The sequence below is a fragment of the Diaphorobacter sp. HDW4A genome, from assembly GCF_011305995.1.
GTDB lineage: Bacteria > Pseudomonadota > Gammaproteobacteria > Burkholderiales > Burkholderiaceae_C > Diaphorobacter_A.
This window is the reverse complement of sequence record NZ_CP049910.1, coordinates 5,710,571-5,735,839: the sequence shown is the minus strand read 5'-3', so window position 1 is coordinate 5,735,839 and position 25,269 is coordinate 5,710,571. Positions and strand designations below refer to the sequence as shown.

Below are 25,269 nucleotides of genomic sequence, written 5' to 3'. Positions count from 1 at the left end.
AACTTCCGTGAATGGAAGACAAACAATCAAAAAATGGAGCGCAAACCGTCCTCCTCAGGCGGCCATCGCGGGCGCCGTCACCTGGTGGATGCCCATGGCCTCGAGCGTGTCGGCAATCGCCGCCACCGCACCCGGAATTCCGGCTTCTCCGAAGTGGCCGATGCAGCCCACGCGGAAGGTTTCCATCGCGGTGAGCTTGCCGGGGTAAAGGATGTAGCCGCGCTTCTTCACCTCTTGGTAGAAGGTCTTGAAGTCATAGGCCGGATCGTCAGGCGCGTGGAAGGTGACGATGATCGGCGCCTGCAGATCGGCGTCCAGATACGAGCGAAAGCCCAGCTTCTTCATGCCCTCGATCAGCGCCTTGCAGTTGCGCTCGTAACGCCCGCCGCGTGCAGGCAATCCCCCTTCCTCAAAATATTGGGTGATCGCCGCATCGAGCGCGGCCACCACGTGCGTGGGCGGTGTGAAGCGCCACTGCGTCGTCTTGCCCATGTAGGCCCACTGGTCGTAGAGATCCATCGCGAGCGAATGCGAGTGGCCCTCGCATTGCTCGAGCACGCTGCGCCGCGCGATCACGAAGCCCATGCCCGGAACGCCTTCGAGGCACTTGCCCGATGCGGCGATCACCGCGTCGAATGGCGTCTTGCGTGCGTCGATGTCGAGCGCGCCGAACGAGCTCATCGCATCGACGATCAGCCCGCGCCCGTGCTTGGCGACGACCAGCGCGATCTCGTGCAGCGGATTGAGCACGCCCGCGCCCGTCTCGCAATGCACCAGCGCGACATGGGTGATGCTTTGGTCGGCGGCAAGTGCGCGGTCTACATCGGCGGGGCTCACCTGCTGCGACTCGGTGTAGTCGATGGTGCTGAGCTTGCGGCCCAGCACCTTGCAGATCTTCGCCAGCCGCGTGCAGTAGGCGCCGTTGTTGGGCACGAGCACATGGCCGTTTCGCGGCACCAGCGTGCCGATGGCAGCCTCCACCGAGAAGGTGCCGCTGCCCTGCATGGGCACGCATTCGTGCGTGGCCTCGCCGTTCACGATGCGCAGCACGTTCTGGCGGATGCGCGCGGTGATCTGGTTGAAGTCGGCATCCCACGATCCCCAGTCGCGCAGCATGGCCTCGCGCGTGCGGTCGGACGTGGTCAACGGGCCGGGGGTGAGCAGAACGGGGTAAGGAGCATTGGAAGCGGTGGCACTCATGTTTTTCTCCAGAATCTCAAAGCGGGGGTTTTGAACAGGTGAAAAGAAGCAAGGCGGGAAGCAATGAACTCCATCAGTTGCGCGCCAGATTGCGCCAGGCTTGGGTGCGCGAGAGGATCACGCGCGTGGCCAGCGAATAGGCGATGCAGACGATGGTCGAGGACACGACGATCAGGCTCGCGAGCGCGGAGGCGGGACCAATGTCGCCGGCCTCATCCATGTGCATGATCGCGACCGCCGCCAGAATGGTTTCGGGCGTGTAGAGAAAGATCGCGCACGACAGGCTGGCCATCGATACCACGAAGAAGTAGCGGCCAATGTCGAGGATCGCGGGCAGACAGACCGGAATCGTCACCCGCACGAAGGTCTTGAAGAACGGCACCTTGAGCGATGCGGAGACGGCCTCGAACTCGTTGTCGATCTGCTTGAGCGCGGTGACCGCCGTGAGGTGGCTCGAGGTGTAGTAGTGGATGATCATCGAGATCACCAGAATCGCCAGCGTGTTGTAGAGCACGTTCAGCGGATTGTTCGGGTGATTGAAGAACATCACATAGCCAAGCCCCAGCACCAGCCCCGGCACCGCCATCGACAACACTGCCATCAGGTGCATGCCCTTGCGCATGAAGCCGAGGTTGCGCGTCTTCTCGATCAGATAGGCGCCGATGAAAACGATCAGCGAACCGCAGACCGCCGTGATCAGCGCGACCAGCAGGCTGTTGGTGTAGGCCGATGCCATGTCGCTTTCCACCAGCGCGAAGTGGTAGTGCTTGAGGGTCAGCGTCTGGTCGTATGGCCAGAGCTTGATGAACGAGGTGTAGATCGCCATGCCCACGGTCGCGAGCAGCAGCAGGCAGACGATCACGCAGAAGCCGCCGAGCAGCAGATCGCCCACACGGTGCGGCTTGGGTTGATACGGCACCGAGCGCGCGGTGAGCTGCGCCTTGAGCTTGCGGCGCACGCGGTAGTCGATGACGAAGGACAGCACCGACGGAATCAGCAGCAACATGCCGACCACTGCGCCCATCGAAAAGTTGTGCTGGCCGACGACCTGCTTGAACACGTCCACCGACAGCACGTTGAAGCTGCCGCCGATGACCTTGGGCGCGCCGAAATCGCTGATCACATAGGTGAACACCACGGTCGCTGCGCTGATCAGGCCGTACTTGCAGGACGGCAGCGTGATCGTCGTGAACTGCCGCCAGCCCGGCGTGCGCAGCGCGGTGGCGGCCTCGTACAAGCGGCCGTCGGCGAGCGAGAGTGCGGTCACCAAAATCATCAGCGCATGCGGAAAGGTGTTGTATACCTCGGCGAGGATGATGCCGGGCGCGCCGTAGATCGACGCGTCGCCGAGCAGGAACTTGAGCGCGCCCTGATTGCCGAACCACTGCACGAACGAGATGGCCGATAGCAGCGATGGTGCGAGCAGCGGAATCAGCGCAACCAGTTTCACCGTGGCCTTGAACGGCGTGGGCAGGCAGGTGCGGGTGAGTGCATAGGCGCAGATGAAGGCCATGGGCACGGAGATCAGCACCACCGAGCAGGCGACCCACACCGAGTTCCACGCCGCGCGCATCAGGCTCGGCGTCTGAAAGTACGTGATGAAGTGCTGCATGCCGACGAAGTTGCCGTCCTTGTCGAGCACCGCGTTCACGAGGATCGAGAACAGCGGCGCTATGAGGAAGGTGAGCAGCAGCGCCATCACGACGAGCAGCATGCCGCGCGCGATCCATTCGTCGCGGCTCCAGCGCTGGTGGCCCTGCAGGCTGCGTGCGGGCGCGGCGGGCATTCGGTCTGCGATGGTGGCGGTGTTCATGCAGCCACCTCCGCACGCTGGGCGAACACGCGGATGCGGTGGGCACGCAGCGCGATGTCGATGCGGTTGCCCTCGCGGATGTTCAGGTCGTGCAGCTGGTTGAGCGTGAAGTGCAGGCCCAGATTCTGTCCGTGCAGTGCCTCCGACGTGACCTCGGCGATGCACAGGCCGCCAAGGAATTCCACCTTGGTGATCAGCGCGTTCAGGCGATACGGCGTGTCCTGATCGATCCGCTCGGCCACGCGGTCTTCGGGACGCAGGTAGAGGCTGACCTTCTGGCCCGGTGTGTAGCTCTCGGTGCAGGTGTCGCACTGCATCTCGATCTCGCCGACGCGAAAGCGGTTGCCCCCGAGCGCCAGTCCCTTGAGCACATTCACCTTGCCCACGAAGTCGGCGACGAACGGCGACGCGGGGCGCTCGTAGATGTCGAGCGGCGTGCCCACCTGCTCAATCACGCCGTGGTTCATCACGACGATGCGGTCGGCCATGGACAGCGCCTCTTCCTGATCATGCGTGACCATGATGGTGGTGATGCCCACCTGCTTCTGCAACCGGCGGATCTCGCCGCGCAGGCGGATGCGCTCGAGCGCATCGAGCGCCGACAGCGGTTCGTCGAGCAGCAGCAGCCCGGGATTCGTTGCAAGCGCCCGCGCTAGTGCCACGCGCTGCTGCTGGCCGCCCGAGAGCTGGCTCGGATATTTCTCGCCCGAGGTCGGAAGCCCCACCAGCTTGAGCAGCTCGGCCACGCGCTCCTTGATCTGCGGCTTGCGCATCTTGCCGTTGACGAGGCCGTAGCCCACGTTCTCGGCAATCGTCAGATTGGGGAACAGCGCATACGACTGGAACACGATGCCGTAGTCGCGCTGGTCGGCGGGCAGCCACGAGATGTCGCGGCCGTTCTGCAGGATGCGGCCCTCGCTCTGCGTCTCCAGCCCCGCGATGATGCGCAAAAGCGTGGTCTTGCCACAGCCCGAGGGGCCAAGAAAGCACAGCATCTCGCCGGGGCGCACGCTCAGCTGGATGTCGCGCAGCGCGCTGAAGGTCTCGAAGTTCTTGTAGACGCCGCTGATCTCGAGCGCGGGCTTGACGCTCAGCTCGTCGGCGATGTGCCTGGTGGTTGTCATGTCCATGTTCCGACCCCATCGAACGGATGAATGAATGGCTCCGCTCGGGGCGCACGCATGCGGCACCCCGGCGACAGAAAGCACACTGCAGAATTACGGTTTGGCTTCCGCCTTGCCTTCGTAGCGCTTGCTCCACTCGGCCAGAATGCGTTCGCGGTTCTTGGCGGCCCAGTTCAGGTCGTTCTTGGCGAGCAGCTTTTCGTAGTTCTCCGGAATGCCTTCGAGCTTGGATGCCACACCGGGCATGGCCACCACCGCCCACCAGTTGGAGCTGATGACGTTGGCCTCCTTGCTCGCCATCCAGTCCGCGAGGCGCTTGGCGGCCTCGGGCTTCTTGGTGGTCTTCATGATGGAGGTGCCCTCGATGTCCCAGCCGAGGCCTTCCTTGGGGAAGATCAGGTCGACCGGCGCACCCGACTTCTTCACTTGGTGCGCGCGGAACTCGAACGAGATGCCGATGGGGAACTCACCCGAGCCCGCCTGCTTGCAGGGCTTGGAGCCCGAGTGCACGTACTGGGCGACGTTTTCGTGCAGCGCATCCATGTATTTCCAGGCCTCCTGCTCGCCCCACATCTGGATCCAGGACGACACGTCGAGATAACCGGTGCCGCTCGACGCCGGATGCGGCATGGTGATCTTGCCCTTGTAGACTGGCTTGGCCAGATCCTTCCAGGTTTCGGGCTTGGGCAGGTTGTGCTTCTTGGCCTCCACCGTGTTGAAGCAGACCGTCGCCGCCCACACATCCATGCCGACCCACTTGGGCGGGCGCTGCGTGTCTGAATACGCGGGCGTGAGCAAATCAAAGCCCTTGGGCTGGTAACCCTGCAGCATGCCCTCCTGATCGAGCAGCGCGAGCGAGCTGGCCGCCACGCCCGCCACCACGTCGGCCTGCGGGTTGGCCTTTTCGGCCAGCAGCTTGGCGGTGATGATGCCGGTGGAGTCGCGCACCCATTTGATCTCGATGTCTGGATTCGCCTTCTCGAAGCCGGTCTTGTAGAGCTTCATCGCGTCGGTTTCGAGCGCGGTGTAGACCAAGAGCGGCGTCTTCTGCTGCGCCAGCGCGGCGCCGCTGGCCAAGGTCAGGCCGATGGCGGCTGCACAGATTGTCATCATGCTGTGACGAACTCCCGCTAACTTATTCATCGCTTGTCTCCTTTTATAGGAGGCGCCACTGCAAACCCGATGACTCGCCGAATCTGCCACCACCGTCCCTGGGACTGGGCTGGCTTCATCGACTGCATCCCATCCGAACCTCACGATCCGCTGGCCTGCACGCACCCCTCTTGGTTTGGTTTTCCGGTAAACCGGCCCGGCGCTTTTTTACGTCGGTGTGGTCAATGTAAAACTCAACTTGTTTACTGTCAATAGAAAACTGTTGACAGTTTGCATTTACAACCGAACAATGGAGTCCATGGAAAACAGCAACCCCTCCTCCGCACTGGCCTTCCTGCAATCGAGCTCGTTGCCGATGCTGGTTCAGGAAGAAATCGAACGTCTCATCATGACGGGCGAGCTGCCCGTCGGAAGCCGCATCAACGAGAGCGACATGGCTGCGCGCTTCAACACCAGCCGCGGGCCGGTGCGCGAGGCGCTGCGCTCGCTCGAAGAAGCCGGGCTGCTGCGCACCGAAAAGAACCGCGGCATGTTCGTGCGCGAAATCTCCTTTGAAGAAGCCGACGAGATCTACGAGCTGCGCGAAGCCCTCGAAGAAGTGATCGGCCGCCGCGTCTCGCGCGCCATCACGCCCGACGGCGTGGCTCGCCTCAAGGCCATGATCGACGCGATGCGCGTGGCCGCCGAGGCCGAGAGCCTCGAGCAGTACGCGCAGCTCAATCTGCAGTTCCACGACATCCTGCTCGACACCGCAGGCAGCAAGAAGCTCACCGAGACCTACCAGCGTCTGATCAAGGAGCTGTCGCTGTTCCGCATGCGCGCGCTCGACGGCGGCGGCGGGCTGCGCGTGTCGGTGGACGAGCACAACCACATCGTCGACGCCATCGCCTCGGGCGACGCCGACCTCGCAGCAAAGACCATGCGCCAGCACGTGGCCGACAGCCGCAACCGCATGCACAAGGCCATGGGCCGCGCAGAGATAAACGTTTCCACCGCCTCTACCTCTTCTCCATCCCCCTCCAAGGAAGCCTGAGATGACGACACCGCAAACCATCGAAGTCAACAACCGCAACTACCGCTGGATGCCTCGCCCGGTGGTGATCGTCTGCGTGGACGGCTGCGAGCCCGCCTATCTGGATGCCGCCGTGGCCGCAGGCGTCGCGCCGTATCTCGCCAAGATGCGCGCGCACGGTGCCGATCTGCTGGCCGATTGCGTCGTGCCCTCGTTCACCAACCCGAACAACCTGTCCATCGTCACCGGCGCGCCACCGGCCGTGCACGGTATCTGCGGCAACTACTTCTTCGACCGCGATCTGGGCGAGGAAGTGATGATGAACGACCCCAAGTACCTGCGCGCGGGCACCGTGCTCGCCGCCTTCGCGGACAAAGGCGCGAAGGTCGCGGTGGTCACCGCCAAGGACAAGCTGCGCAAGCTGCTCGGCAAGGGCATGACCGGCATCTGCTTCTCGTCGGAGAAGGCCGATCAGGTGACGCTGGCCGAGAACGGCATCGACAACGTGCTCGATCTGGTGAAGATGCCCGTGCCCTCGGTCTACAGCGCCGAGCTGTCGGAATTCGTCTTCGCATCTGGCGTGAAGTTGATGGAGACGCGCCGCCCCGATCTGATGTATCTCTCCACCACCGACTACGTGCAACACAAGGCCGCCCCCGGCTCCCCCGCCGCCAACGCCTTCTACGCAATGATGGACACCTACCTCGCGCAACTCGACGCGCTGGGCTGCACCATCGTGCTCACCGCCGACCACGGCATGAACGACAAGCATGACGCGAGCGGCCAGCCCCAGGTGATCTATCTGCAGGACGTGCTCGACGGCTGGTACGGTGCGGAAACCGCGCGCGTGATCCTGCCGATCACCGATCCTTATGTCGTGCACCACGGCGCGCTCGGCTCCTTCGCCACCATCTACGCGCCCGACGCGACGACGGCCAAGCAATGGATTTCGCGCCTGCGCGAGTTGCCCGGCATCGAGCTGGCGTTGACGCGCGAAGAAGCCGCCAAACAATTCGAGCTGCCTGAAGACCGCATCGGCGACATCGTCATCGTGAGCGAGAAGAACACCGTGGTCGGCACCTCCAAGAGCCGCCATGACCTCTCGGGCCTCGACGCCCCGCTGCGCTCACACGGCGGCGTCTCCGAGCAACGCGTTCCCCTGATCTGCAACCGTCCCGTCTCCGGCATTGCAGAGAGCCGCCGCCTGCGCAATTTCGATGCGCTCGACCTCGCGCTCAACCACGCCGCCGCCTGATCGAAGAAACACCAAAAAAGGAGAGTTCCCCATGACCGTATCCGCATTGCACAAGGCTCCCGAACTCCGCCACGAAACCCTGCGCATCGCAGGCCAGCGCGTGGAGACCAAGGAGCGCATCGACGTCACCTACCCCTACACCGGCGAAGTCATCGGCTCGGTCGGCAAAGCCGCGCTGGAAGACGTGCGCCGCGCCTACCAAATCGCACGCGGCTACCAATCCAAGCTCACGCGCTACGAGCGCTACAAGATCCTGATGCGCGCGGGCGAGATCATCGCCACGCGCCTCGATGAGATCTCCAAGCTCATCACGCTCGAATCGGGCCTGTGTCGCAAGGACTCGCTCTACGAAGTGGGCCGCGCCTCCGACGTGCTGCTGTTCGCCGCCAACCAGGCACTGGTCGATGATGGTCAGGTGTTCTCGTGCGACCTCACCCACCACGGCAAGAGCCGCAAGGTCTACACCATGCGCGAGCCGCTGCAGGGCGCGATCACCGCGATCACGCCCTTCAACCACCCGCTCAACCAGGTGATCCACAAACTCGCTCCCGCGATTGCCACCAACAACCGCACGGTGCTCAAGCCCAGCGAGAAGACTCCGTTCACCGCCTACGTGCTCGCCGACATCTTGTATGAGGCAGGCTTGCCGCCCGAAATGCTCAGCGTGATCTCCGGCGACCCGCGCGAGATCTGCGACGAGATGCTCACCAGCGACGACGTCGATCTGGTCACCTTCACCGGGGGCGTGCCCATCGGCAAGTACATCGCGGGCAAGGCGGTCTACAAGCGCCAGATCCTCGAGCTCGGCGGCAACGACCCCATCATCGTGATGGAAGACGCCGACGTCGAAGAAGCCGCCACGCTGGCCGCCAGCGGCAGCTACAAGAACAGCGGCCAGCGCTGCACGGCGATCAAGCGCATGCTGGTGCATGAATCGGTGGCCGACCGTTTTGTCGAACTGCTGGTCGAAAAAACCAAGGTCATCAAGTACGGCGACCCCATGGACGCCAACGTCGACATGGGCACCGTGATCGACGAAGAAGCCGCGATCTACTTCGAAACGGTTGTCAACGAAGCCATCGCGGCCGGTGCCACGCTCAAGTGCGGCAACATCCGCAAGGGCGCGCTGTACTCGCCCACGGTGCTGGACAACGTCACGCTCGACATGCGCGTAGCACGCGAGGAAACCTTCGGCCCGGTCTCGCCTGTGATCCGTTTCAAGACAATTGAAGAAGCGATCAAGCTCTCGAACGGTACGGCTTTTGGTCTGTCGTCGTCGATCTGCACGAACCGGCTTGACTACATCACGCGGTTCATCAGCGAGCTGAACGTGGGTAGTGTGAACATTCGCGAAGTTCCTGGTTATCGCTTGGAACTCACGCCGTTTGGGGGGATCAAGGATTCTGGGCTTGGGTACAAGGAGGGGGTGCTTGAAGCCATGAAGAGCTTTACGAATACGAAGACTTATTCGTTGCCTTGGTGACTTTTTGTTATTGCCCTTGGCCCGCGCCTGCTGTGGGTTTGCTTGCAGAGGCCGGGTCTCGCCCCGGCGGGCGAGTAACTTTTTGGTCTTGCTCAAAAAGTCACCAAAAATGCGCTTTGCAGTCATCCGGCGGGAACTCGCGGCGTTCCTTCGTCACTCTGCTCGGACAACCGCCGGAAATCAGTTGTGAAAGAGGTGTTTACGGCACGTCGCTGCGCTCGTGCCGGGGGCGTTTGCAGAGTTGGGTTGGGTGCAAATGCCCACTGTTCTTTTGAAGAAAGTCGATCCAACGAGCAAATCAAAAATCGCATAGCACTGGCGCACCAACATCTCGCGAAGTCGCGAGATGTTGGTGCGCCACGAGCGAAGCGATGTGCCGAACACACCTCTTATGAAAATTCTGACTCGCGGCGGTTGCCCGAGCGGAGTGACGAAGGAACGCAGCGAGTTCTGCCGCGGGTATTGAAAAGCGCATTTTTGGTGACTTTTTGGGCAAGACCAAAAAGTCACTCCGCCGCCGGGCGGAACTCCCGGCCTCTGCCGCCAGCAACGCAGCATAGTCAAAAAAGAGAAGGAGAAACCAGTGAGCTTGACCATCCAAGACATAGTCCAAATCTTCGAAAACAAAGGCCACGCCCAGTACGACGGCGAGCCCGTAACCCAACTACAACACGCCCTCCAATCAGCCCACCTAGCAGAACTCCAAGGCGCAGACAGCGCCCTCATCACCGCCGCCCTCCTCCACGACCTCGGCCACCTCCTGCACGGCATGAGGGGCTCGCCAACGACAGAAGGCGTGGACGATCTCCACCAATACCTCTGCATTCCCTTCCTGCGCCCGCTGTTCAGCGACGCCACACTCGAGCCCATCCGCATGCATGTGGACGCCAAGCGCTACCTCTGCCTGCATGAGCCGGGCTACCTCGAAGCGCTCTCCGCCGATTCCGCACGCAGCCTGCAACTGCAGGGTGGTGTCTTCACGGCGGAACAGGCAACCGAGTTCGCCAATCGCCCGCACGCGCTCGACGCGGTGGAACTGCGCCGCTGGGACGATCTCGCCAAGGACGCCGACATGCGCACGCCCGACCTCGCGCATTTCACGCGCCACATGGAACACGCGTCGCACACACACCAATCCCGACTCACCGCAACCGCAACAACGGAGTAAGCCACCATGCGCCCCTTCTGGATCGAGCAAGCCTTGTTTTCCGATGGGGCGCTTGCTCCAGCGCTGCAGGGCGACACAACGGCCGATGTCTGCATCGTCGGCGGCGGGTTCACCGGGCTGTGGACCGCGATTCAAGCCAAGCAGAAAAATCCCGCGCTTGACGTCGTCATCCTCGAAAGCGACCTTTGCGGAGCGGGCGCGAGCGGTCGCAACGGCGGTTGCCTGCTGACCTGGTCAGCCAAGTTCTTCACGCTCAAGCGCCTGTTCGGCGAGGACGAAGCCGTGCGCCTCGTGCGTGCGTCGGAAGACGCCGTCGGCCACATCGAACGCTTTGTGCGCGAGCACCGCATCGACGCCGAATTCCGCCGCGACGGCACGCTCTACACCGCCACTTCGAAGGCCCAGATCGGCACGCTCGATCCGGTGATGGCGGCGCTTGAAGAACGCGGCATCAACTCCTACCGGGAACTGCCGCCACAGGAGATCGCACGCCGTTCAGGTTCCGCCAAAAATCTCGCGGGCGTGTTCTCGCCCGAGGCGGCTACGGTGCATCCCGGCAAGTTGGTGCGCGGCCTGCGCCGCGTGGCCATCGAGATGGGCATACGCATCCACGAACGCAGCCCGATGATCGCGCTGAGCGAAGCCCGCCCCGCCATCGTTCGCACACCCTGCGGCAGCGTCACCGCGAAAAAAGTGGTGCTCGCGATGAACGCCTGGATGGCCAGCACGTTTGCGCAGTTCGAGCGCACCATCGCCATCGTCTCCAGCGACATGATCATCACCGAGCGCTGCCCCGAACTGCTCGCAGCAACGGGGCTTGTCGATGGCGTCTCGGTGCTCGACTCGCGCACCTTCGTCTACTACTACCGCACTTCGATGGATGGCCGCATCATGCTCGGCAAGGGCGGCAACACCTTCGCGCGCGGCGGAAAAATCGCACCGATCTTCGACGAACGCTCGCCCTACGAAGGCGAACTCACCGAGGCCCTGCACGATTTCTTCCCGTCACTGAAAAACGTGCCGATCACCGCCAGTTGGAACGGCCCCTCGGACCGCTCGGCCACCGGCTTCCCGTTCTTCGGGCGGTTGAACGGCGCCCCCCACATCTTCTACGGCTTCGGCTACTCGGGCAACGGCGTCGGCCCGACCTACATGGGCGGTCAACTGCTCTCGTCGCTGGTGCTGGGTGAAGACAATGCCTGGAGCCGCAGCCCGCTCACGCAGGGCCCACTCGGACAGTTCCCGCCCGAGCCCTTGCGCTACGCGGGCTCCATCGTCGTGCGCAATGCCATCCGGCGCAAGGAACGCGCAGAAGACGAAGACCGCGCGCCCTGGATGATCGACCGCATGCTCAGCAAGCTGGCGAATGCTGCGGGGAAAGCAGACAAGGCGGCGTGACGATCAGCTACCCGCTCAAGCTCCAGCTCACTCCCCTTCCGCATACACCTCCAGCCCCAGCGCCACCACGGTCGCCACATCCTCGCCCACGGCTTCCCTGAACTCCGCCTCGGCCTGGGCCACGGCGGTTTCAAAGGCCTTGAGCCATACGAGCCCCGTCGCGGTGAAACGCACGATGCGCGCACGTGCGTCGCGCGGATCGGTCTCGCGTGTGACGAGACCCCAGGCTTCGCACTGATCGACCAGACTCGCCATGGCCTGCTTGGTCATACCTGCCGCTTGTGCGAGATCGGTCAGCCGATCGCCCGCGAGCGAGAGGTGGCGCGTGATGTGGATGTGCGCGGCGCTCACCTGCTCGCGCGCGGCGAGGTTGGAGAGCGCGAGCGGCACCTCCACGTCGTGCGCCATCAACTGGTAGACGCGCTCGTCGAAGCGCCGCATCGCGTGGCCCAGCAGGCGGCCCAGATGGGTCTCGCGCCAGGCGTCGGAGGGGGGGGTGACGGGGTGCAGCTCGGTCATGGTTCAGGACTGTGACGTGGTTTTCATATTGTCATGCAAACTGACTAAAAATTGCTTTGACAGAAAAGTATCCCCACATAAACTACTGTTCAAGCACACAGGGCTGTGATTAAAAACAGTCTCCCAGATTCAAGAAACGGAAAGCGCAATGGCAACGAGCAAGAGGACCCCCACCATGGACACCACTGTGAAGAGCACTTCTGCCGCAGACACCAGCGAGAAGGCCAAGGCCTTGCAGGCTGCGCTGGCCCAGATCGAGAAGCAATTCGGCAAGGGCACGATCATGCGCCTGGGCGAAGGCGAGAAGATCGAGGACATCCAGGTCGTCTCCACCGGCTCGCTGGGTCTGGACATTGCGCTGGGCGTCGGCGGTCTGCCGCGCGGCCGCGTGATCGAAATCTACGGTCCTGAATCCTCGGGCAAGACCACGCTCACGCTGCAGGTCATCGCCGAAATGCAGAAGCAGGGCGGCACCTGCGCCTTCATTGATGCCGAACATGCGCTCGACACGGGCTACGCACAGAAACTCGGCGTGAACCTCACCGAAATGCTGATCAGCCAGCCCGACACCGGTGAGCAGGCGCTTGAAATCGTAGACAGCCTGGTGCGCTCCGGCGCGGTGGACCTGATCGTCGTCGACTCGGTCGCCGCACTCACGCCCAAGGCCGAAATCGAAGGCGAAATGGGCGACTCGCTGCCCGGCCTGCAGGCCCGTCTGATGAGCCAGGCCCTGCGCAAGCTCACCGCCACGATCAAGAAGACCAACTGCATGGTCATCTTCATCAACCAGATCCGCATGAAGATCGGCGTGATGTTCGGCTCGCCCGAAACCACCACCGGCGGCAATGCGCTGAAGTTCTACGCCTCCGTGCGCCTCGATATCCGCCGCACCGGCACCATCAAACGAGGTGACGAAGCCATCGGCAACGAGACCAAGGTGAAGGTCGTGAAGAACAAGGTCTCGCCCCCGTTCAAGACGGCCGAGTTCGACATCCTGTTCGGCGAAGGCATCTCGCGCGAAGGCGAAATCATCGACATGGGCGTGAACGCGCGCATCGTTGAAAAGAGCGGTGCATGGTATGCCTACAACGGCGAAAAAATCGGCCAAGGCCGCGACAACTCGCGTGAATTTCTGCGCGAAAACCGCGACCTCGCCGTCGAGATCGAGAACAAGGTGCGCGAATCGCTCGGCATCCCCCTGCTCGGTGTGACCAGCGTGGCCGCAGCGCCCGGCGCCGACAAGGATGAGGCGGGAGACGGCGAAGAATAAGACCGGCCGTCCACTGCGACATCCCACAAGTTTCTTTGCAATTGTCGAATCATTTTCGACTTCAGGGCCGCACAGCCAAAAGCTGGACGGCCCCTTTTTGCGTCCGCATCAAAGCACCACCGCACCCGAATTCAAACAGTGGCCCCAGAAGCGAGCAGGGCCTTCGAACCAACCCCACAACGGTAAGACAGGCCCTCAGGCTAGGCGTCGAAGCCGCAGACAGTATGTTCATACGGCAAGGCTTCGCAACGACGCATGAGGGCCTGTATTGCCGCCCCCAAACGACCAACCCATCGCCACCCAAGGTGGCGTAGAACCAAACAGAACAATGGCATTCGCCAAACTTTCGCTGAAGGGAAGAGCGCTGAAACTGCTGTCTCAGCGCGAACACTCGCGCAAGGAACTGGAGTCCAAGCTCTCATCGCATGTAGAAGAAGGCGACGACCTCAACGCAATCCTCGACGAGCTGGAAACCAAGAACTTCATCAGCCCCGAACGCGTCGCCGCCTCGATCGTCCACCGCCGCGCCTCCCGCATGGGCACGCAGCGCGTGGTTCAGGAGCTGCGCAGCAAAGGCCTCGACGACACACTGATCAAGGCCACGGCGGCCGAGCTGCAATCCACAGAATTCGAGCGCGCCATGTCAGTCTGGAAAAGCAAATTTGGTGGCAAAGAGCCCGCCAGCACGCCGCAAGAAAAGGCGAAACAGATGCGCTTTCTGGCCGCGCGTGGATTCAGCGGCGATGTGGTGCGCCGTGTGCTCAAAAGCGCCGGGCAGGCTGAAGAAGGTGACCTCGAGTGAGCGCCGTCGTCAGGCGCACTCACTTCCCAGTCTCATAGATCACCGCAACCACGCTGAGCACCACGAGCAGCGTGCCCAGCACGACGACGACCCAGTTCCATGCGCTGAACGACGCATTGCGGTCAAACGGTGCGGAGCACATCTGCTCGTTCAAGCGGTTCGCGCACGCCTGCACAGGCAGCAAAAACACAAAACTGAAGAGACTCAGAAGCCCCCAGGCATCGGGCAACAGATCGAGCAGGTTCGCGGCGATGTAGCCGAGTGCGAGCAGGCCCGCCTTGAGGCTGGAGCTCCCGTTGACGCGCGCGTCCTGCGCCCGCACGCGTCGGAACATCGGACAACAGAAGAAGAAAAACAGCAGCGTGCGCCGGGCCGGTGAAAAATCCCGACCCGCATTCCAGACGCGCACATGCCGCCAGTGCATGTAGAACCAGTAGAGGTGATACAGCCCCATTGTGCAGAAGCTCAGCACCGCGAGCTTGCGCAGCGAGACGGGGAAGAACGGGGGAGTCACCATGGATGACTGATCGTTCGCCATCGCAGCAACTTATCCGAGCAGGCGCTCCGGATTGGCGTTGAGCTTGACCAGCGCTTCGCGTGTGGCGCGCATGGTGAGCGCTTCCTCTTCCTGCGCGACCAGCAGACCAGACTGCAGATAGGCACCGAGGCGGCGAAGCTGGATCAGATAACTCTTGCCATCCATGGAGACGAACAAGTGCAGCTGCTTGCGCTGGCTGTGCCATGCGTACTGCACCTGAGCGGACGAACCGTTGTGGTCCAGCGTGAACCAGCTTCCAAGCGCCATCTGCTGCGCCCAGCGCACGACCTCGTCGCGCACCGGCGTGCCGTTGTCGGCCACCACGTGGATGGCAGACGCGTCGATGCCGAGCAGCATCTCCACGTTCTCGGACGACAGCTCGAAGTCGCTCGTATCGGCATCGCCGATCACATCTTCCAGATTGGCCAGGCGCTTGATCATCGCGTCGATGTGCTCGCGCGGAATCGTCGCGGTCTTGGAGAGGAAGGCGTCGGCCAGCGTATCGGTCAGCACCTTGATCAGCGCATCCTGCGGCGCGCCGGTCACGCCCGTCAGGGCCAGCCCATGGCGCAGGTTCTGCAGCAGGGTCGGCAGGTTCTGGATCACCTGTGCGCGCTCCGAGCGGTGCGGCTTGGCGCTCGCGGCCCAGACGAGGTCGGCCGCCGTGCGCTTCAACGCCACGGTTTCATCGTGCTGCGGGCCGTTGCGGACAGCGGAAACCGCCAGTACTTCGGCCCAGCTCTTGAACAGGAACTCGCGGATCTCATCGCGCACCTGCATGTCCTTGAGCATATCGCGCAGCTCGATGGTGTACTGCACCGCCATCGTCTCGCGCAGCTCGACCTGCTGGGCCACGCCCACAATCTTCTGCGCGCCACGGCTCTCGGCCAACGACTTGGCGATGAAGCGCTCGAACTCTTCGAACACCAGCTGGAACACGCGGCTGCCGGTTTCGGGGTATTGCTCAATCACCTGCACGATGCGGCGTACCTCGGTTTCGAGCGCCGTGCCGTTGATTGTCGACGCGTCAAAACCCAGCACGCAGGAGCCCATGCGGTCGATGAGCTGACGCGCCGGATGGGTCACGTTGTTGAAGAAGTCGGGCTCGGCCAGCGCCACGCGCAGCACCGGCACCTGCAGGCGCGCGAACCACACGCGGATCGACGGCGGTAGGCGGTCCTCGTTCAGAATGCTCTGGAACATCAGCGCCACCACCTCGATGATGGCCTTTTCGCTGGCGGTCGATGCCTTCTTCTTGAGCTCGGAGGCGCGCTCGCGCACCGCGCCCATGACCTGGTGCACCACCTGAGGCGTGTAGTCTTGGGCCTGCGTCATGGCGGCCATGCCACCGGGCACCGTCACCAGCATGGTGTCGGGGGGCATGCCGCGATAGTCGGTCATGGCCTGCACCAGCGCGGCGGAAGCCGGCGGCGCCTTGACCATGTCGTAGTTCATCGTCGGCTGGGTCAGCAGATTGCGTAACTGCACCATCACCGCCGCCGCACGCTGACGGGCCCGCTGCAGCGGCGCGAGAAACGGCGATGCCGCCATCTGCGCGGCCATCTGCGCGTTCATCTGCGCATTCATCGCCATCTGGGCATTGATCTGCGCGACATATTGCGACGACAGTTGTGAGGCACCCGTCTGTTGTTGACCGGGATGCCCGCCGGACATCGCACCGGGATGCATCTGCATGGGGTTCACCCAGCCCGTGGGTTGCGGCATGGGAAACATGCCGCCCGGTCCCATGCCGTACCCCGTTGGATAGCCCTGCTGGGGCATGCCGCCAAAGCCGCTGCCCTGCCCCGTCATGGGAGCGGGGCCGCTGTCGTAGCCACTGTGGGGACCTCCCCCCCCGACGCCCGGCGCGCCGCCGGCTGCCGTGGGAGAGCCCGTGCGCTTGACCCGCGAACGCAGGTCCGTGCTCGCCGACGTGGACACGCCACGGTCTTCGAACAGCTTGTTGAGCGCCTTGTATTCCTTTTCGAGCAGGCTCGCGAGTTCGCTCTGCACCGGGTCGATCATCAACTGCAGATCGGCGCGCGACAGGCCGCATTCGATCCATTGGTCGACCACATTCAGGCAGACCGTCTCGGGCCGCAGCAGATCGTTGTTGTCGAGCTCTCGCCCCAGAAGCCGCTGCGTGCGCAGCTTGGCAGTCTCGAAATGGCTTCCCGCAGCCTCGCTCACCGTGAGCGCGATGCGCGAAGCCAGAATCTTGTTTTCCACCACATCGTCGCTGAGCAACTCAAGGCCGCCATCGAGCGACAGTTCCTTGGGTGCGGAGACGGTGGCTGCGGCGACCAGTGCGGTATTGGCATCACCTGCCTCGGTCCAGAGTTTTTTCAGCCGCTGAAGCCAGTCACGCTCGTGGCCGTTGTAGGCCATCCAGGACTCGCGATTGGACTGCATTTCGCGGACCGTGCCAGTCTGGTTGGCAAGGGCAGACGTGAATACCTGCAGCTTGTCCCCCAGCACAGGCAATCCGGCGACCAATCCCTCAGCAAAACGCTGGCGGCCGTAGAGGGCCAGACGCTGATCGGTGGGAGAAGACGGCGGATATTCCATAGGTGCTTGATTATGTGCGGCGAAGGCCTATGGGTCTATCCCCACCGCTTGGCCGGGGACCCAGGACGCTGCTTGTCACCTTGATTTTCTATCAAGATGGGGCTCAGCAGCGACAAGGATCTCCCAACTGTTGGTCTTTTGCTTATACGGTCGCTCCGGCGTTCGGATCATTCGGATCCAGATCCTTGCGCGCGGACGTCTTCACCAGATCCTCGCGCTTGACGCCGAGCCACATGGCAATGGCCGCCGCGACGAACACCGAGGAGTAGATACCAAACAGAATACCAATAGTCAGAGCCAACGCAAAGTAGTGCAGGCTCGGGCCGCCGAAGAAGAACATCGACAGCACCATCGCCTCGGTCGAAGCATGGGTGATGATCGTGCGGCTCATCGTCGAGGTGATCGCGTGGTCGATCACCTCGTGCGTGCTGAGCTTGCGGAACTTGCGGAATGCCTCACGGATCCGGTCAAAGATAACCACGGATTCGTTCACAGAGTAGCCCAGCACCGCCAGCACCCCGGCCAGCACCGAGAGCGAGAACTCCCATTGGAAGAACGCGAAGAAGCCCAGAATGATCACCACGTCGTGCAAGTTGGCGATCACCGCGGCCACGCCGAACTTCCACTCGAAGCGGAACGCCAAATAGATCACGATGCCCAGCACCACCATGCCCAGCGCCATCAGGCCGCCATGCACCAGTTCCTCGCCCACCTGTGGGCCAACGAACTCGTTGCGACGCATTTCGACTTCGGGATCCGCCGCCTTCAACGCAGTGAGCACCTGCTCGCTCTGCTGAGCCGAGGTGACGCCCTTTTGCACCGGCAGGCGGATCATCACGTTCTTCGAACCACCGAAGTTCTGCACCGTGACGTCCTGCGTGAACCCGGCCTTGGCGACCGCGTCGCGCACCTGGCCGATGTCCGCCGTCTGCTTGTAGGCCACTTCCATGACCGTGCCGCCCGTGAACTCCACCGACAGGTGCAGTCCGCGCGTGACCAGGAAGAACACGGCCAGCGCGAAGGTGACGAATGAAATCACGTTGAGAATCAACGCGTATTTCATGAACGGAATGTCTTTTTTGATCCGGAAAAACTCCATGGTCTTCCCCTTTCTTACAGTTCGCTATCGCCAGCGTCGGCAGTGCCGGCGCCAGCGCGGCCGGATGCCACGGAACGATGTCCGGCATCGCCCTCGGGCTTCCAGACCTGACCAATGGAGAGGCTCTTGAGCTTCTTCTTGCGGCCGTACCAGAGGTTCACGAGACCGCGCGAGAAGAACACGGCGGAGAACATGCTGGTCAGAATACCGATGCAGTGCACCACCGCAAAGCCGCGCACCGGGCCCGAACCGAAGGCCAGCAGAGCCAGACCCGCGATCAGCGTGGTCACGTTGGAGTCCAGAATCGTCGCCCAGGCGTGCTGGTAACCGGCCGAGATCGCCTGCTGCGGTGCCACACCGGCGCGCAGTTCTTCCCGGATACGTTCATTGATCAGCACGTTCGAGTCAATCGCCACGCCGATCGCCAGCGCCATCGCGGCGATGCCGGGCAGCGTCAAGGTGGCCTGCAGCATCGACAGCACGGCCAGCAGCAGCAGCACGTTCACGCCCAGCGAGATCGTGGAGAACACGCCGAACAGCATGTAGTAGAAGCACATGAACACGGCAATCGCCACCATGCCCCAGACCACGCTGTGGATACCACGCGAGATGTTTTCTTCACCCAGGCTTGGGCCAATGGTGTATTCCTCGATGATTTCCATCGGCGCGGCCAGCGATCCGGCGCGCAGCAGCAGCGAGGTGTCGTTGGCTTCCTGTGTCGTCATGCGACCGGAAATCTGCACGCGACCGCCGCCGATCTCGGAGCGGATCACCGGCGCAGTCACGACCTCGCCCTTGCCCTTTTCGAACAGGATGATGGCCATGCGCTTGCCCACGCTTTCAGCAGTCACCTGCTTGAAGATGCTCGCGCCCTTGGAATCCAGCGTGAGGTTCACGGTGGGTTCCTGCGTCTGGCCATCGAAGCCAGGCTGCGCGTCGTTCAGGTTCTCACCGGTCAGCACAACCTGCTTCTTCACGATCACCGGCATCTGCGAGCGATCCAGATACTTTTCGCTGCCGAACGGCACGGGCCCCTGGCCCATCTCGGCCGAACGCGCTTCGGAGCTCTCGTCCACCATGCGCACTTCCAGCGTAGCGGTACGGCCCAGAATGTCCTTGGCCTTGGCCGTGTCCTGCACACCGGGCAATTGCACGATGATGCGGTCCAGACCCTGCTGCTGGATCACCGGCTCGGCCACGCCAAGTTCGTTGATCCGGTTATGCAGCGTCGTGATGTTCTGCTTGAGCGCCTGTTCCTGCACCTTGCGCAGCGCCTCGGGCTTGATCGTCGCGCGCAGCGCGAAGCCGTCCGCGTCGGGGCTGCTGGTGACCACCAGATCAGGGAAATTGTCGGTGATGAGATTGCGCACCGATGTGAGCGTGGCGTCGTCGCGCACCTTCACTTCAACCGCATCGCCGTTGCGGCTCACACCGCCATGGCGAATCTTCTTGTCGCGCATGCTCGAGCGCAGATCACCCGCATAGGACTCCACCTTCTTGGTGATGGCAGCCGCCATGTCCACCTGCAGCATGAAGTGCACGCCGCCGCGCAAGTCCAGACCCAGATACATCGGGCGGGCATGCAACGCGGTCAGCCATGCCGGCGAACGCGAGAGCATGTTCTGCGCCACGATGAAGGTCGGATTGCTCGCGTCGGGAATCAGCGCCTTCTCGATGACCGTCTTGGCCTTGGCCTGGTTGTCCACCGAGTCGAAGCGGGCGAACACCGAGCTGCCCTCCTGCACGACGGAGTCCGGCTGCATGCCACCGGCCTTCAGCGCCTCTTCCACGCGCTGGCGTACCGCGTTGTCCACCTTCACCGTCGCCTTGAGGGACGACACCTGTACCGCAGGGGCTTCGCCGAAGAAATTCGGCAGGGTGTACAGCACCCCCAACAGCAACACGATCACCATGATCGCGTATTTCCAGACCGGATATCGGTTCATGATCGCGCTCTTCACTATCACGGAGAGTGACGGGCCGACAGCGCCAGACAAAGCGGGCTGCGCGGTCCATCGACGACGGACATGCACCATGCATGCCCGCAAGGAACCAGGCGCAGAATTACTTCAGCGTGCCCTTGGGCAGCACCTGGGTCACGGCGCTACGCTGGATCTGCACTTCCACGCCTTCGGCGAGTTCAACGTGCAGGAAACCTTCACCCATGCGGCTGACCTTGCCCAGCAGACCGCCGGAAGTCACGATTTCGTCACCCTTGGCCAACGCGTCGATCATGGCGCGGTGCTCTTTTTGGCGCTTCATCTGGGGACGGATCATGATGAAGTACAGCACCACGAACATCAGCACCAGCGGCAACATACCGGTGAGCGAGCCCATCAGGCCACCTTCAGCGGCAGCGGGAGCGGTTTGGGCAAAGGCAGAAGAAATAAACACTTGAAGACTCCACTTGTAACAGTATGGATGGTCGAAACAGGACGCCCGGCTTTCACCAGAGCAACAGGACATTGTATTCGTGCGCTCTCCCGGCGGCGCACCAAAGCCCGAATCAGGTTAGGGCATGAGATGGGCGCGGAGTTTCTCATTGCAATGTGCAATGCGCAAATAAATGCTTTCGGGTGGCGTTTTACCGATTGAGTTTGCTATTGTTTTTGAGCGTATTCTTGTTTTACGGAACGGTTCTGCTGGTGCGTTTGGCGCACGGCTGAAGGGGGTGGGTGATTTTTGACTTTGCTGCGTGGCTGGCGGCGACTGGCCGGGAGTTCCGCCCGGCGGCGGAGTCACTTTTTGCTTGCGCGCAAAAAGTAACCCAAAACGCGCTTTTCAATACCCGCGGCAGAACTCGCTTTGCGCTGCGCGCGCCGCTCGGGCAACCGCCGCAAGTCAGAATTTTCATAAGAGGAATATTCGGCACGTCGCTTCGCTCGTGGCGCACATCTCGCGACTTCGCGAGATGTGGGTGCGCCGGCGTTATGTGATTGGCGAGCCACCGTTTCAGCATTGCAAACTCAAAAGCGCAGCGGGCGTTTGAACCCCAACGCAGCTATGCAAACACCCCGGCACGAGCGCAGCGACGTGCCGTAAACACCTCTTTCACAACTGATTTCCGGCGGTTGTCCGAGCAGAGTGACGAAGGAACGCCGCGAGTTCCGCCGGATGACTTCAAAGCGCATTTTTGGTGACTTTTTGGGCAAGACCAAAAAGTTACTGCCCCGCCGGGGGCAGTCCCGGCCTCCGCCCTCAACCAAAGAGCAGAAGCCGAGAAACCACCACCTCAAGCCTGAACCCGAGCCTCAGAAGAAGCAGGCACACCCCGCCACTGCGCCATCAACCCCGCCCACTTGGAACGAGCAGCATGCAGATGCCGCTCCTTCACATGCCCATACCCCCGAATATCTTCGGGCACCCGGGCAATGTCCACAGCCAAAGCAAGATTCCGGGCATTCAAACTCTTAAGGATTTCCTCAATGCTTGAGCGGTACTCAACAATCAGGGCCCGTTCAGTACGCCGCTCCTCCGTCTTGCCAAACGGATCGAGCGCCGTGCCCCGCAGGCCCTTGAGCCCGGCGAGCACGCCGAAGGCCTTGCGCATCCACGGACCGTAGCTCTTCTTGATGAGCTCGCCCTTGTCGTTCTTCTTCGCGGTGGCTGGCGGTGCCAAGTGGTGGACGATGCGGAAGTCGCCTTCGAACATGTTCTCGATCTTCGAGACGAACACCGGGTCGGTGTGCAGACGCGCGACTTCGTATTCGTCCTTGTAGGCCATGAGCTTGAACAGATAGCGCGCCACGGCTTCGGAAAGCTTGGTGCTCGGGCCAAGCTTGGCTTCAGCCTGCTTCACTTTGTCGACGAACTCGCTGTACTGCTTGGCATACGCGGCGTTCTGGTAACCCGTGAGGAATTCCACCCGCTTGTGCACCATTTCGACGAGGCCGGGCTTCTTCACGAACTCGATCACCTGCGCGGCCTGGAACAGGGCCTGCACTTCGGACAGTTTGTAGGCGCAGCGGCGGCCCCATTCGAAGGCGGCCTTGTTGTTGTCAACCTGCACACCGTTGAGCTCGATGGCGCGCATCAACGATGCATGCGTGAGCGGTACGCGGCCCTTCTGCCAAGCGTAGCCAAGCATCAGCGGATTGGTGTAGATGCTGTCGCCCAACAGTTGGACCGCCACTTGTTCGGCATCGAACAGACCAACCAGTTCGGGGCCGACCGCGTCCGCAATCGCGGCTTCGCAGCTCGCTTCGGGAAACTGCCAGTTCGGGTCGTTCACGAACGCCGCCGATGGCGTTCCGTGCTTGTTGAGCGCAACAAAGGTGCGGCCAGGCTGCATGACCGCGAGTGAGGTCTTGGTGGCGGCAACGATGGGGTCGCAACCGATCACCAGATCAGCCTTGGCCGTGTCCACCTTGGTGGTGAAAATGGCTTCGGGGCGGTTGGCGATCTGAATGTGGCTCCAGGTCGAGCCGCCCTTTTGCGCCAGGCCTGCAGCGTCCTGCGTGATCACGCCCTTGCCTTCCAGGTGCGCGGCCATGCCGAGCAGCGAGCCGATGGTGATTACCCCCGTGCCGCCCACACCGGCGACGACGATGCCCCAGGCCTTTTCGGCCACCGGCAGCACCGGATCGGGGATCGGCAGCAGCGCGGTCAGATCGCCCTTCTTTTCCTTCTTAGCCTTCTTGAGTTCGCCGCCCTCGACGGTCACGAAGCTCGGGCAGAAGCCGTTCACACAGGAGTAATCCTTGTTGCAGGAGTTCTGGTTAATGCGGCGTTTGCGGCCGAAGTCGGTTTCCACCGGCTCGACGGATAGGCAGTTCGACTTGGTCGAGCAGTCGCCGCAGCCTTCGCAGACCAGCTCGTTGATGATCACGGTCTTGGCGGGCGTGGCCAGCTTGCCGCGCTTCCTGCGGCGGCGCTTTTCGGTCGCGCAGGTCTGATCGTAGATGATCGCGGTTGCGCCCTTGATCTCGCGGAATTCGCGCTGGATGCGATCCAGCTCGTCGCGGTGGAACACCTCGATGCCAGGCGGCAGATCGTTGATCAGCTCGACGTGTTTGGCGCGCGAGCCCGTCGGGTCGACATGGTGCGCGCGGCCGTGGTATTTCTCGGGCTCGTCGGTCACCACCACGAGCTTGACGATGCCTTCGGCGCGCAGGCTGTGCGCGATCTGCGCAACCGAGTGGCCCTCGGGGCGCTCACCGACCTGTTGGCCACCGGTCATCGCCACCGCGTCGTTGTACAGAATCTTATAAGTGATGTTGGCGCCCGAGGCGATGCTCTGGCGGATCGCCATCAGGCCGCTGTGAAAGTAGGTGCCGTCGCCGAGATTGGCAAACACATGGTTCTCTTTGGTGAACGGCGCCTGACCTACCCATGTCACGCCCTCGCCGCCCATCTGGGTGAAGGTGCTGGTATTGCGGTCGGGCATCCACGTCGTCATGTAGTGGCAGCCGATGCCGGCCACGGCGCGCGAACCATCGGGCACGCGGGTGCTGGTGTTGTGCGGACAGCCGCTGCAAAACCATGGCACACGGTCGCCGGTCTGCTGCTTGGGCTCGGTCAGGGCACGTTCACGGGCCTCGATGACGGCGATGCGCTCGTCCATGCGACGCGCGATGTCGGCCGACACGCCGAGCTTCTTGAGGCGCTTGGCGATCGCCTTGGCAATGATCGCGGGCGTGAGGTCGGCCTTGGGGCGCAGCAGCCAATTCTGGCTGGGGTTGGGCATGCTCCACTCACCGCCCGAGTTGTCGCCCTCGATCTCGTCGAACTTGCCGAGCACGTTGGGGCGCACATCGGAGCGCCAGTTGTAGAGCTCTTCCTTGATCTGATATTCGATGACCTGGCGCTTTTCCTCGACCACCAAAATCTCCTGCAGACCCTGCGCAAAGTCACGCGTGATGGTCGCCTCGAGCGGCCAGACCACGTTGACCTTGTGCAGGCGAATGCCGAGCTGGTGGCAGGTGTCGTCGTCGATGCCCAGATCGGCCAGCGCCTGACGCGTGTCATTGAACGCCTTGCCGCTGGCAATGATGCCGAAGCGGTCGTTCGGGCTTTGAATCACGTTGTAGTTCAGCTTGTTGGCACGCACATAGGCCAGCGCCGCGTACCACTTGTAGTCCATGAGGCGCGCTTCCTGCTCCAGCGGCGCATCGGGCCAGCGGATGTGCAGGCCGCCGGGCGGCATCTGGAAGTCTTCGGGCAGGATGATCTTCACGCGGTCAGGATCCACCGACACGCTGGAGGACGACTCCACTACTTCCTGAATCGTCTTCACGCCCGACCACAGACCGGAGAAACGGCTCATCGCGAACGCGTGCAGCCCCATGTCGAGGATGTCCTGCACGCTGCTCGGGAAGAACACCGGCAGACCGCAGGCCTTGAAGATGTGGTCGCTCTGGTGCGCGGCGGTCGAGCTCTTGCTGATGTGGTCGTCGCCCGCGATTGCGATCACGCCGCCATGCTTGGAGGTGCCCGCCATGTTGGCGTGCTTGAACACGTCCGAGCAGCGGTCCACGCCGGGGCCCTTGCCGTACCAGATGCCGAAGACGCCGTCGAACTTCTTGGTGTCGGGATAGAGATCAAGCTGCTGCGTGCCCCAGACGGCGGTCGCGCCGAGTTCCTCGTTCACGCCGGGCTGGAACACGATATTGTTCTCGGCCAGATGCTTCTTGGCGGCCCACAGCGACTGATCGTAGGTGCCGAGCGGCGAGCCACGATAACCGCTGATGAAGCCGGCCGTGTTCAGCCCTTGCAGCGCGTCGCGCTGGCGCTGCAGCATGGGCAGACGCACCAGCGCCTGCACCCCGCTCATGAACGCTCGACCCGAGTCCAACGTATATTTGTCTTCAAGCGATACGGTTTCTAGCGCGCGGCGAACTGATTCAGGCAGCGGGGCGTTCATGGCCTTGTCTCCATCGTGTGTGTGGGGCACCGCCTTTTGAGCGGC

General features: G+C 62.5%; 18 protein-coding genes. 7 read left to right on the top strand and 11 right to left on the bottom strand.

Going from position 1 to position 25,269, the window contains the following annotated elements:
* Positions 1-54 precede the first annotated feature (54 nt).
* The 4 genes from G7047_RS26125 to G7047_RS26110 form a co-directional block, all read right to left on the bottom strand.
* On the bottom strand, positions 55-1,200 hold the full coding sequence (locus G7047_RS26125) for a 2-aminoethylphosphonate--pyruvate transaminase (RefSeq protein ID WP_166311234.1): 1,146 nt from the start codon (positions 1,198-1,200) through the stop codon (positions 55-57).
* Positions 1,201-1,273: 73 nt separating this feature from the next.
* The gene (locus G7047_RS26120; protein WP_166311233.1) at positions 1,274-3,013 is read right to left on the bottom strand and encodes a putative 2-aminoethylphosphonate ABC transporter permease subunit; all 1,740 of its coding nucleotides are present in this window, start codon (positions 3,011-3,013) and stop codon (positions 1,274-1,276) included.
* Positions 3,010-4,143, bottom strand: a complete 1,134-nt coding sequence (locus G7047_RS26115; protein WP_166311232.1) for a putative 2-aminoethylphosphonate ABC transporter ATP-binding protein — start codon at positions 4,141-4,143, stop codon at positions 3,010-3,012. Before G7047_RS26115 ends, G7047_RS26120 begins: the two co-directional genes overlap by 4 nt.
* Positions 4,144-4,230: 87 nt before the next feature.
* Entirely contained in the window at positions 4,231-5,250 is a 1,020-nt protein-coding gene (locus G7047_RS26110; RefSeq protein WP_371813828.1) for a putative 2-aminoethylphosphonate ABC transporter substrate-binding protein, read from the bottom strand.
* A 298-nt stretch (positions 5,251-5,548) separates the two neighbouring features.
* Here G7047_RS26110 and G7047_RS26105 point away from each other — a divergent pair, with 298 nt between their 5' ends.
* From G7047_RS26105 to G7047_RS26085, 5 genes are all read left to right on the top strand, one after another.
* Positions 5,549-6,283, top strand: coding sequence for a phosphonate utilization associated transcriptional regulator (locus tag G7047_RS26105; RefSeq protein WP_166311230.1), 735 nt, complete (start codon positions 5,549-5,551; stop codon positions 6,281-6,283).
* A 1-nt stretch (position 6,284) separates the two neighbouring features.
* Positions 6,285-7,517: a phosphonoacetate hydrolase gene (phnA, locus tag G7047_RS26100; protein ID WP_166311229.1), complete on the top strand. Its 1,233-nt coding sequence runs from the start codon at positions 6,285-6,287 to the stop codon at positions 7,515-7,517.
* 31 nt (positions 7,518-7,548) lie between these two features.
* A complete protein-coding gene (gene phnY, locus G7047_RS26095; RefSeq protein WP_166311228.1) occupies positions 7,549-9,000 on the top strand; it encodes a phosphonoacetaldehyde dehydrogenase in 1,452 nt (483 codons plus the stop codon).
* Positions 9,001-9,583: 583 nt separating this feature from the next.
* Positions 9,584-10,168, top strand: a complete 585-nt coding sequence (locus tag G7047_RS26090) for a phosphonate degradation HD-domain oxygenase (RefSeq protein WP_166311227.1) — start codon at positions 9,584-9,586, stop codon at positions 10,166-10,168.
* A 6-nt stretch (positions 10,169-10,174) separates the two neighbouring features.
* Complete coding sequence (locus G7047_RS26085; RefSeq protein WP_166311226.1) at positions 10,175-11,566, top strand: FAD-dependent oxidoreductase; 1,392 nt, start codon at positions 10,175-10,177, stop codon at positions 11,564-11,566.
* 27 nt (positions 11,567-11,593) lie between these two features.
* Here the strand turns inward: G7047_RS26085 and G7047_RS26080 are convergent, their stop codons facing one another.
* Complete coding sequence (locus G7047_RS26080) at positions 11,594-12,085, bottom strand: MarR family winged helix-turn-helix transcriptional regulator (RefSeq protein WP_166311225.1); 492 nt, start codon at positions 12,083-12,085, stop codon at positions 11,594-11,596.
* Positions 12,086-12,260: 175 nt separating this feature from the next.
* Here G7047_RS26080 and recA point away from each other — a divergent pair, with 175 nt between their 5' ends.
* Positions 12,261-13,355 carry a recombinase RecA gene (gene recA / locus G7047_RS26075; RefSeq protein WP_166311224.1) on the top strand — a complete coding sequence of 365 codons (1,095 nt, stop codon included), beginning with the start codon at positions 12,261-12,263 and terminating at the stop codon, positions 13,353-13,355.
* Positions 13,356-13,683: 328 nt separating this feature from the next.
* Positions 13,684-14,157, top strand: coding sequence for a recombination regulator RecX (gene recX / locus G7047_RS26070; RefSeq protein ID WP_166311223.1), 474 nt, complete (start codon positions 13,684-13,686; stop codon positions 14,155-14,157).
* Between the two features lie 19 nt (positions 14,158-14,176).
* Here the strand turns inward: recX and G7047_RS26065 are convergent, their stop codons facing one another.
* From G7047_RS26065 to G7047_RS26040, 6 genes are all read right to left on the bottom strand, one after another.
* On the bottom strand, positions 14,177-14,674 hold the full coding sequence (locus tag G7047_RS26065) for a DUF4234 domain-containing protein (protein WP_166311222.1): 498 nt from the start codon (positions 14,672-14,674) through the stop codon (positions 14,177-14,179).
* Positions 14,675-14,704: 30 nt separating this feature from the next.
* The gene (locus G7047_RS26060) at positions 14,705-17,263 is read right to left on the bottom strand and encodes a DUF1631 family protein (RefSeq protein WP_166311221.1); all 2,559 of its coding nucleotides are present in this window, start codon (positions 17,261-17,263) and stop codon (positions 14,705-14,707) included.
* 142 nt (positions 17,264-17,405) lie between these two features.
* Complete coding sequence (gene secF / locus G7047_RS26055; RefSeq protein WP_166311220.1) at positions 17,406-18,362, bottom strand: protein translocase subunit SecF; 957 nt, start codon at positions 18,360-18,362, stop codon at positions 17,406-17,408.
* Between the two features lie 14 nt (positions 18,363-18,376).
* Complete coding sequence (secD, locus tag G7047_RS26050; protein WP_166311219.1) at positions 18,377-20,308, bottom strand: protein translocase subunit SecD; 1,932 nt, start codon at positions 20,306-20,308, stop codon at positions 18,377-18,379.
* 118 nt (positions 20,309-20,426) lie between these two features.
* Positions 20,427-20,756: a preprotein translocase subunit YajC gene (gene yajC / locus G7047_RS26045; protein ID WP_166311218.1), complete on the bottom strand. Its 330-nt coding sequence runs from the start codon at positions 20,754-20,756 to the stop codon at positions 20,427-20,429.
* 838 nt (positions 20,757-21,594) lie between these two features.
* Entirely contained in the window at positions 21,595-25,224 is a 3,630-nt protein-coding gene (locus G7047_RS26040; RefSeq protein ID WP_166311217.1) for an indolepyruvate ferredoxin oxidoreductase family protein, read from the bottom strand.
* Positions 25,225-25,269: the final 45 nt, after the last annotated feature.